Origin of the sequence: Umezawaea sp. (assembly GCF_036375055.1) — a bacterium.
GTDB lineage: Bacteria > Actinomycetota > Actinomycetes > Mycobacteriales > Pseudonocardiaceae > Umezawaea.
In genome coordinates, this window is sequence record NZ_DASUSQ010000146.1 from 87649 (window position 1) to 95731 (window position 8083).

Here is an 8083-nt window from a genome sequence, read left to right on the forward strand (position 1 = left end):
CTCATTGCCAGTCGAGCAGGAGCGCCCCTTTTGATGTCGGATATCATCGCGACGGGCCGGAAGCCGACCCCGGCGCGCGGCGGTGCCGTCTTGTCGAGGAGGTGTCCGAGGTGCCACGCATCACCCAGGAGCAGAAGAAGCTCAACCGCGAGAAGATCGTCCGGGCCGCGGGCGAGGGCTTCCGGCTGCGCGGCGTCGACGGGATCGGCATCGAGGAGCTGATGAAGGCCGCCGGCATGACGCACGGGGGTTTCTACAACCACTTCTCCTCGAAGGAGGACCTCGCCCTGGAGGTCTACCGCCAGGGCTTCGCCGACTCGCTCGCCGCGCTCGCCGCCGTCCGCGGGGCACACCCCCGCTCCGCGCGGGCGGCCCTGAACGACCTGGTCGACGGGTACCTGACGGCCGACCACCGCGACCACCCGGAGACCAGCTGCCCCTCGGCCGCCCTGGCCGCCGACGCGGGCCGCCACGGCGCCGCGTTCCAGGCCGAGTACCGACGCGGGCTGGACGGGTACTTCAGCGGCATCACCGAGATGGTGCTCGATCGCGCGCGCCAGTCCGGCGCCGAGCCGACCCCCGCGGAGGCGCGCGAGCAGGCGGTGGCCCTGTTCTGCCAGATGGTCGGCGCGATGGTGGTCTCCCGCGCCGTCGCCGAGGACGACCCCGCGCTGTCCGACGAGGTCCTGGCGGCCAACCGCAAGCAGCTCAAGCGGCCGTGACGCGGCGCCCGGCCCCTCGCGGAGGACCGGTAGGCTGACCGCATCGCCACCATCCGCCAGTCGTTCACGGTCGACGCCCACCCGAAGCACGTGTGGGCGGGCCTGCGCGAGGTGGGGGCGGTGCACGAGCGGCTCATCCCCGGCTACGTGACGGCGACCAGGGTCGAGGGCTCGCACCGGTACCTGACGATGGCCGACGGCTGGGTCGTGCACGAGCTGATCGTCACCGTGGACGACCGGGCGCGACGGCTCGCGTACGCCGTCGTCGAGGGTTCCCGGCCGGAGCTGGAGCACCACCACGCCTCGTTCGAGGTGTTCGCCGACGGGCCGGGCGGCAGCCTGGTCGTGTGGACCACCGACGTGCTGCCGGACGACCGCGCGCCCGAGGTCCGGCTGCGCGTCGAACGCGGCTCGCAGGTCATGGCGCTGGCGCTAGCACGAAAAGTCTGACCCGACCAGGTCTCCCGCATCCCGGACGTCGCAGCGCGATCCCCCTCCTCGCTGCGACCCTGGCGGGGACGGCGAGTTCGGGTGAGAAGAGGGTCGGCATGCCAGGCAGGTCACCACTGCACCTCGCGGTAGCGCTCGACGGCGCGGGCTGGCACCCGGCCGCCTGGCGCGAGGCCGACGCGAGGCCGCGGGAGCTGTTCTCCGGGCGGTACTGGACGGACCTCGTCGGGGAAGCCGAGCGGGGGCTGCTCGACTTCGTGACGATCGAGGACTCCCTCGGCCCGCAGTCGACGCTGCTCGACGGGCACGACGACCGGGTCGACCAGGTGCGCGGACGGCTGGACGCGGTGCTGATCGCCGCGCGCGTCGCGCCGAGGACCAGCCGCATCGGACTCGTGCCGTCGGCGGTCGTGACGCACACCGAGCCGTTCCACCTGTCGAAGGCCGTCGCGACCGTGGACCACGTGAGCCTCGGGCGGGCCGGGTTCCGGCCCGTGGTGTCCGCGAGGTCCAGCGACGCCAGGCACTTCGGCCGCCGCGACGTGCCGGTGCTGGAGGGCGTCGACCCGACCGACCCCCTGCTCGTGGACCTGTTCGAGGAGGCGGCCGACCACGTCGAGGTCGTCCGGCGGCTGTGGGACAGCTGGGAGGACGACGCCGAGATCCGCGACACCGCCACCGGGCGGTTCGTGGACCGGGAGAAGCTGCACCGGATCGACTTCGAGGGCCGCTGGTTCTCCGTGCGCGGTCCGTCGATCACCCCGAGGCCACCGCAGGGGCAGCCGGTCGTGAGCGTGCTGGCGCACGCCGGTCCGGCCTACCGGCTGGCGGTCCGGGCGGCCGACGTCGTGCACGTGACGCCGTTCGAGACCGCCGACGTGCACCGGATCCTCGCCGAGGTGGCGGGGGTGTCGCACGTGTTCGGCGAACTGGTGGTGTTCCTGGACGACGTGCCGGGCGCGGCGGCGTCGCGCAAGGAGCGGCTGGACTCCCTGGCGGGCCAGGACTTCACCTCCGACGCGCTGGTGTTCACCGGCACGGCGGGCGAACTCGCGGACCTGCTGCTCGGGTGGCGGGAGGCGGGGCTGACCGGGTACCGGCTGCGGCCCGGCGCCGTGCCGCACGACCTGGAGGCGATCACCCGCGCGCTGGTGCCGGAGCTCCAGCGCCGCGGCGCCTTCCGCACGGAGTACGAGGCCGGCACCCTGCGCGGGCTGCTCGGCCTGCCCCGCCCCGCCAACCGCTACGCCCCCGCGTGAGGACGACATGACCAAGCCGCGCAAGCAGGTCCACCTGGCCGTGCACTTCCCCGGCGTGAACAACACGACGGTGTGGAGCGACCCGCGGTCGGGCAGCCACATCGACTTCAGCTCGTTCGAACACCTCGCGAAGACCGCGGAGCGCGCCAAGTTCGACTTCCTGTTCCTGGCCGAGGGGCTGCGGCTGCGCGAGTACGCGGGCCGGATCCACGACCTGGACGTGGTCGGGCGGCCCGACACGTTCACCGTGCTGGCCGCGCTCGCCGCCGTGACCGACCGGCTCGGGCTGGCCGGGACGATCAACTCCACGTTCAACGAGCCCTACGAGGTGGCCCGGCAGTTCGCGACGCTCGACCACCTGTCCGACGGGCGGGCGGCGTGGAACGTCGTGACGTCGTGGGACGCGTTCACCGGCGAGAACTTCCGCCGCGGCGGGTTCCTGCCCGCCGACCAGCGCTACGAGCGGGCCGAGCGGTTCATGCGCACGGCGTGGGAGCTGTTCGACTCGTGGAACGGCGTGGAGGTGCTCGCCGACCGGGAGAGCGGCCGGTTCGTGAGCGATCCCGCCGCCGGGGCGTTCACCCACCACGACGACCACTTCGCCATCGAGGGGCGCTTCGCCGTCCCCACCAGCCCCCAGGGCCGTCCGGTGATCTTCCAGGCCGGTGACTCCGACGGCGGCCGCGAGTTCGCCGCCGCCACCGCGGACGCGATCTTCAGCAGGCACGGCGAGTTCACCGCTGGCCAGGCGTTCTACGCCGACGTCAAGGGCAGGCTGGCCAGGTACGGGCGCGAGCACGAGGACCTGCTGGTGCTGCCCGCCGCGACCTTCGTGCTGGGCGACACGGACGCCGAGGCCCAGGACCTCGCGGCCGAGGTGCGGCGGCAGCAGACCAGCGGCCCCACCGCGATCCGCCTGCTGGAGGAGGTGTGGAACCGCGACCTCAGCGGCTACGACCCGGACGGCCCGCTGCCCGACGTCGACCCGGTCGCGGGCGAGAACACCGTCGTGAAGGGCAGGGCGAGCGTGCGGCAGCACCGCGACCCGTTCGCGGTCGCCCGGCAGTGGCGGGAACTGGCCGAGGCCAAGGGTCTGTCCATCCGCGACCTCGCCATCCACGTGTCCGGCGAGCAGACCTTCATCGGCTCACCGGCGACCGTCGCCGAGACGATCAACCGCGCGGTGCAGGAGGACGCCTCCGACGGCGTGATCCTGGTCCCGCACATCACCCCCGGCGGGCTGGACGAGTTCGCCGACAAGGTCGTGCCGCTGCTCCAGGAGCGCGGCGTGTTCCGCACCGAGTACGAGGGCACCACCCTGCGGTCGCACCTCGGTCTGCGCCCGTGACGCCGCTACCACCCGAGGACGCGGTCCTGGACTCGCTGACCGGCGCCCACGCCCACCTCGCGGAGTCCGGGGGCCGGGCGTTCGTCATCGCCCGCACACCGGGTGCCGCCGCGCCCGTCCACGCCCGCGCCGGCACGATGGGGCCGTGAAGTACCTCATGCTGATCTACGGCAACGAGACCGTCTGGAACAGCCTCCCGCCCGCCGACCTCGCGGCGCTCATCGACCGCGTCGACGCGTTCAACCAGGAGCTGCGCGAGTCGGGCGAGCTGGTCATGGCCGAGGGCCTCGTCCCGCGGGCGCGCTCCGTGCGGACGGGGGCGGGCGCGCCGGTCGTCACCGACGGCCCGTACCTGGAGGCGAAGGAGTACGTCGGCTCGATGTTCGTGGTCGACGTCGAGAGCGAGGACCGCGCGCTGGAGATCGCGAAGTCCTATCCGGGGATCCGCTTCGCCGAGGGGGTCGGCGGCGGCCTGGAGGTGTGGCCGCTGATGGTGCGCGGCCGGTGACCGCGGTCGAGGACCTCCTGCGGGACCTCGCCCCCCGCGTGCTCGGCACGCTCGTGCGCCGCCACCGCGACTTCGCCCGCTGCGAGGACGCCGTGCAGGAGGCGCTGATCGCCGCCTCGGAGGCGTGGACGCGGGCCGGTGCGCCCGAACACCCGCGGGGCTGGCTCACCACGGTCGCCCAGCGGCGGTACGTCGACCAGGTGCGCGGTGACGCCGCGCGCGAACGGCGTGAGCTGGCGGTGCTGGACGCCACCCCGCGCGACGCGCTGGTCGCCGCGCCCGCGGACGCGGAACCGGTGCGCGACGACCTGCTCGAACTGCTGTTCCTGTGCTGCCACCCCGCGTTGACGGAGCCGTCGCAGGTGGCGCTGACGCTGCGGGCCGTCGGCGGGCTCACCACGCCGGAGATCGCGGCGGCGTTCCTCGTGCCCGAGAAGACCATGGGCCAGCGGATCTCCCGCGCGAAGCAGCGCCTCCGCGAGGTGGGGGCCCGGTTCGAGCTGCCGCCGGAACCCGAGCCTCGGCTGCGGGTCGTGCTGCACGTGCTGTACCTGGTGTTCAACGAGGGCTACAGCGCCAGCGCCGGTCCCGACCTGCACCGGGTCGACCTCACCCGGCAGGCCCTCCGGCTCACCCGCGACCTGCGCGACCGCCTCCCCGACTCCGGCGAGACCGCGGGCCTGCTCGCGTTGATGCGGCTCACCGAGGCGCGCGGCCGGGCTCGCACGGGGCCGGACGGCGTCCTGGTCCCGCTGGCCGAGCAGGACCGGTCGCTCTGGGACCGCACGGCCATCGCCGAGGCGACGGCGCTGCTGCACCACAGCCTGGCGACGCTCCCGCTCGGCCCGTACCAGGTGCAGGCGGCCATCGCCGCGCTGCACGACGAGGCGGACTCCGTCGAGACCACCGACTGGCCGCAGGTCCTCGCCCTGTACGACCTGCTGGACCGACTGGCGCCCAACCCGGTCGCGTCGCTCAACCGGGCCGTCGCGCTCGGGATGGTCCACGGCCCCGCGGCGGGGCTGGAGGCCGTCCGCGACCTGGAGACCGGGGTCCTCGCGGGCAACCACCGCCTGCTGGCCGTTCGCGCCCACCTGCTCGACCAGGCCGGGGACCGGTCCGCGGCCTCCGCGTGCTTCCAGGAGGCGGCCCGGTTGGCGGGCAGCCACCCCGAGCGGCGGTTCCTGCTGGGACGGGCCGAGGAAGTCCTGACGAACCGGACGTAGAAGTCGCCGCGACGGCTCCGATCCACTGCGAACGCGCCCACCGGGCGCCGTGGACCGAGGAGTTCGACATGACCAGGGTGACAGCGCAGGTGTCCGTGTCGCTGGACGGCTTCTACGCCGGACCGAGGCACGACGGCGGGGGTGACTGGCTGGCCTCGGAGGAGGCCGCGGGCTTCTTCCGCGTCACGCGCTGGGCGGCCGAGGCGTCGGCGTGGCGCGAACGCCAGGGCTTCGCGGGCGGCGAGCCGGACGTGAACTCCGACATCATCGCGGAGACCTTCGCGTCGGCGGGCGCGTACGTGATGGGGCGGCGCATGGCCGACGGCGGCGAGGGGCCGTGGGGCGACGAACCCCCGTTCCGCGCGCCGGTCTTCGTCGTGACCCACCGGCCCCGCCCGGTGCTGCGGCGGCGGGGCGGCACCAGCTTCACCTACGTGACCGACGGCGTCGCCGCCGCGGTGGAGCGGGCCCGTGCCGCGGCGAACGGCAAGGACGTCGCCGTCGCGGGCGGCGGCGACCTCGTGCGGCAGGTGCTCGACGCCGGTCTGCTGGACGAGCTGGAACTGCACGTGGTGCCGGTCGTGCTCGGCAGGGGCCTGCGCCTGCTGGACGTCCTCGACCTGCCGTCCAAGGAGGCCGTCGAACTCGTGCCCACCAGGGTCGTCCACACCCCGCGGGTCACGCACCTGCGCTACTCGGTGCGCGGTCGCGCGCCGCTGGTGCTCGACGACCGCGGTCGCGGCGGCGGTCCCGTCGAGGTCGTTGCGACGACCGACCCCGCTCCACGCGCCTGACGACGGCGCGGGTTTGGTAGACAACCACCATGCGAGTCCTCGTTCCGCTGCCCGACCGCGACTTCGACGTGACCGAGGTGGCCGTGCCGTGGCGGCTGCTGCGCGACGCGGGCCACGAGGTCGTGTTCGCCACCGAGCGCGGCACGACCCCGGCCGCCGACCCGCTGCTGCTCACCGGCGTCCTGTTCGGTCAGCTCGGCGCGGAACCGGAGCCGCGGCGGTTCTACCGGGAACTGCTCGACGACGAGGCCTACCGGAGCCCGGTGAGGTGGTCCGACCTCGAACCCGACGCCCACGACGGCCTGCTGCTCCCCGGCGGGCACGCGCCGGGGATGCGGCAGTACCTCGGCAGCGCCGAGCTGCGGGCGCACGTGCTGGCGTTCTGGCGCCTCGGCCGCCCGGTCGGGGCCATCTGCCACGGCGTCCTCGTGCTCGCCCGCACGATCGACCCGGCGACCGGCCGGTCGGTGATCGCCGACCGGCGCACGACGTGCCTGCCGAAGTACCTGGAGCGCACGGCCTACTACCTGACCGCGTGGCGGCGTGGCCGCTACTACCGGACGTACCCGGCGTACGTGCAGGACGAGGTCGTCGCGGCGCTGGACTCGCCGACCCGGTTCGACCGCGGCCCGCTGGCGCTGGCCGAGCGCGGCACCGCGACCGACGACGGCCCGGCGTTCGCGGTGCGCGACGGCAACTACGTGTCGGCCCGCTGGCCGGGCGACGCGTACCTGTTCAGCCGCCGCTTCCTCGAACTCCTCGACCCGAACGAGTGAATCCGGGGGTTGGTACCCGCCGAATCGCGTTTTCTTGTCGGTGCTCGTCGCGACCATCGACGCATGGCGAACAGACGCAGGATCGGTGGTGCCGGGGGCGGTTCGGACAAGGCAGGCAGCGGGCTGGCGCCGGTGGGCGTGGCGGTGGTGGCGCTGGGTGTGTTCGGTGCCGGCGCGACGGGCACCAGCACGGGCGTGCTGACCTCGGCGGGCGGCGGCGGAGCGGCGGGCGGCGGAGCGTCCGCCGGTGAGAGCCTCGTGGTGCGCAAGGCGGAGAGCGGGAAGGCCGCGCGCAAGGGCGATTCCGGGGCGGCCTGGCGGCGGATGGGTCTGCGCGAGGGGAAGAGGGCGGTGAGGCAGGACGCGGAGTGCCTCGTCGCGTCGCACGGCGAGGTGCGGGAGTTCTTCCTGCACACGCCCTGCACGTCGCTGGACCGCGTGCTGTTCACCGTGCTCGACGGCGTGGGCAACAGCGCGGTCGTCTCGGTGGCGTGGGTGGGTTTCCGCACGAGACGCGAGGTGTCGGACTTCAAGTCCGTGATCGACAGACCGGGCAGCGGGGACATCCGCCCGCTCGCGGGTTCGCTGCTGGACGTGGCGGACATCCGGTTCACCGGGCTCAACTACGGGTCCGACGTCAAGGGGAAGGAGATCACCATCGCGGAAGCCGAAACGGCGACCGGCGCGGTGGCACCGGACGTGCTCGACGCCGTGGCGGAGGTGGCCGCACTGCTCCCCCGCCCGTGACACCTGCCCGGAGACTCCCCGGCGCGCAGGGGTTCGACTCCGTGCCCGGTGAAACGCGCGGGCGGTGCTGACGGGAGGCAGCCCGAGCCGGGATGCCGGTGGTGTGCCTGCCCGACCGCCGCGGAACCCCAGAAGCCCCGGAACGCCGGACGCTGAGGCATTCCGGTCGCTGAGGCATTCCGGCTGCCGAGGAAGCCCGGCTGCCGAGGAAGCCCGGCTGTCGCGGCATCCCGGCTGTCACGGAAGCCAGGCC

General features: G+C 73.9%; 10 protein-coding genes. All 10 read left to right on the forward strand.

All coding sequences use genetic code 11. The annotated features are described in order from the left end of the window. Positions 1–110 precede the first annotated feature (110 nt). The 10 genes from VFZ92_RS36170 to VFZ92_RS36215 all read left to right on the forward strand — a co-directional run bounded on the left by VFZ92_RS36170 (position 111) and on the right by VFZ92_RS36215 (position 7830). A complete protein-coding gene (locus tag VFZ92_RS36170; protein ID WP_330881448.1) occupies positions 111–722 on the forward strand; it encodes a TetR/AcrR family transcriptional regulator in 612 nt (203 codons plus the stop codon). A 51-nt stretch (positions 723–773) separates the two neighbouring features. Continuing rightward, the gene (locus VFZ92_RS36175) at positions 774–1172 is read left to right on the forward strand and encodes an SRPBCC family protein (protein ID WP_330881470.1); all 399 of its coding nucleotides are present in this window, start codon (positions 774–776) and stop codon (positions 1170–1172) included. Between the two features lie 98 nt (positions 1173–1270). Beyond that, positions 1271–2431 (forward strand): LLM class flavin-dependent oxidoreductase, encoded by a 1161-nt coding sequence (locus VFZ92_RS36180; protein WP_330881450.1) that lies wholly within the window; start codon positions 1271–1273, stop codon positions 2429–2431. A gap of 7 nt (positions 2432–2438) precedes the next feature. Beyond that, entirely contained in the window at positions 2439–3779 is a 1341-nt protein-coding gene (locus VFZ92_RS36185) for an NtaA/DmoA family FMN-dependent monooxygenase (RefSeq protein ID WP_330881452.1), read from the forward strand. Beyond that, on the forward strand, positions 3776–3928 hold the full coding sequence (locus VFZ92_RS36190; protein WP_330881454.1) for a hypothetical protein: 153 nt from the start codon (positions 3776–3778) through the stop codon (positions 3926–3928). The genes VFZ92_RS36185 and VFZ92_RS36190 overlap by 4 nt, the downstream gene beginning before the upstream one ends. Then, complete coding sequence (locus VFZ92_RS36195; RefSeq protein ID WP_330881456.1) at positions 3925–4287, forward strand: YciI family protein; 363 nt, start codon at positions 3925–3927, stop codon at positions 4285–4287. The genes VFZ92_RS36190 and VFZ92_RS36195 overlap by 4 nt, the downstream gene beginning before the upstream one ends. Further along, positions 4284–5513 carry an RNA polymerase sigma factor gene (locus VFZ92_RS36200; RefSeq protein ID WP_330881459.1) on the forward strand — a complete coding sequence of 410 codons (1230 nt, stop codon included), beginning with the start codon at positions 4284–4286 and terminating at the stop codon, positions 5511–5513. The genes VFZ92_RS36195 and VFZ92_RS36200 overlap by 4 nt, the downstream gene beginning before the upstream one ends. Positions 5514–5581: 68 nt before the next feature. Then, the gene (locus tag VFZ92_RS36205; RefSeq protein ID WP_330881460.1) at positions 5582–6307 is read left to right on the forward strand and encodes a dihydrofolate reductase family protein; all 726 of its coding nucleotides are present in this window, start codon (positions 5582–5584) and stop codon (positions 6305–6307) included. A 29-nt stretch (positions 6308–6336) separates the two neighbouring features. Continuing rightward, positions 6337–7083, forward strand: a complete 747-nt coding sequence (locus VFZ92_RS36210; protein ID WP_330881462.1) for a type 1 glutamine amidotransferase domain-containing protein — start codon at positions 6337–6339, stop codon at positions 7081–7083. A 63-nt stretch (positions 7084–7146) separates the two neighbouring features. Further along, positions 7147–7830: a hypothetical protein gene (locus VFZ92_RS36215; protein ID WP_330881464.1), complete on the forward strand. Its 684-nt coding sequence runs from the start codon at positions 7147–7149 to the stop codon at positions 7828–7830. Positions 7831–8083 lie beyond the last annotated feature (253 nt).

Excerpts from the sequence above, each read along its gene's own strand:
- VFZ92_RS36210 (WP_330881462.1), top strand. The coding sequence starts at position 6,337 with ATGCGAGTCCTCGTTCCGCTGCCCGACCGCGACTTCGACGTGACCGAG.
- VFZ92_RS36215 (WP_330881464.1), top strand. The coding sequence starts at position 7,147 with ATGGCGAACAGACGCAGGATCGGTGGTGCCGGGGGCGGTTCGGACAAG.
- VFZ92_RS36180 (WP_330881450.1), top strand. The coding sequence starts at position 1,271 with ATGCCAGGCAGGTCACCACTGCACCTCGCGGTAGCGCTCGACGGCGCG.
- VFZ92_RS36185 (WP_330881452.1), top strand. The coding sequence starts at position 2,439 with ATGACCAAGCCGCGCAAGCAGGTCCACCTGGCCGTGCACTTCCCCGGC.
- VFZ92_RS36205 (WP_330881460.1), top strand. The coding sequence starts at position 5,582 with ATGACCAGGGTGACAGCGCAGGTGTCCGTGTCGCTGGACGGCTTCTAC.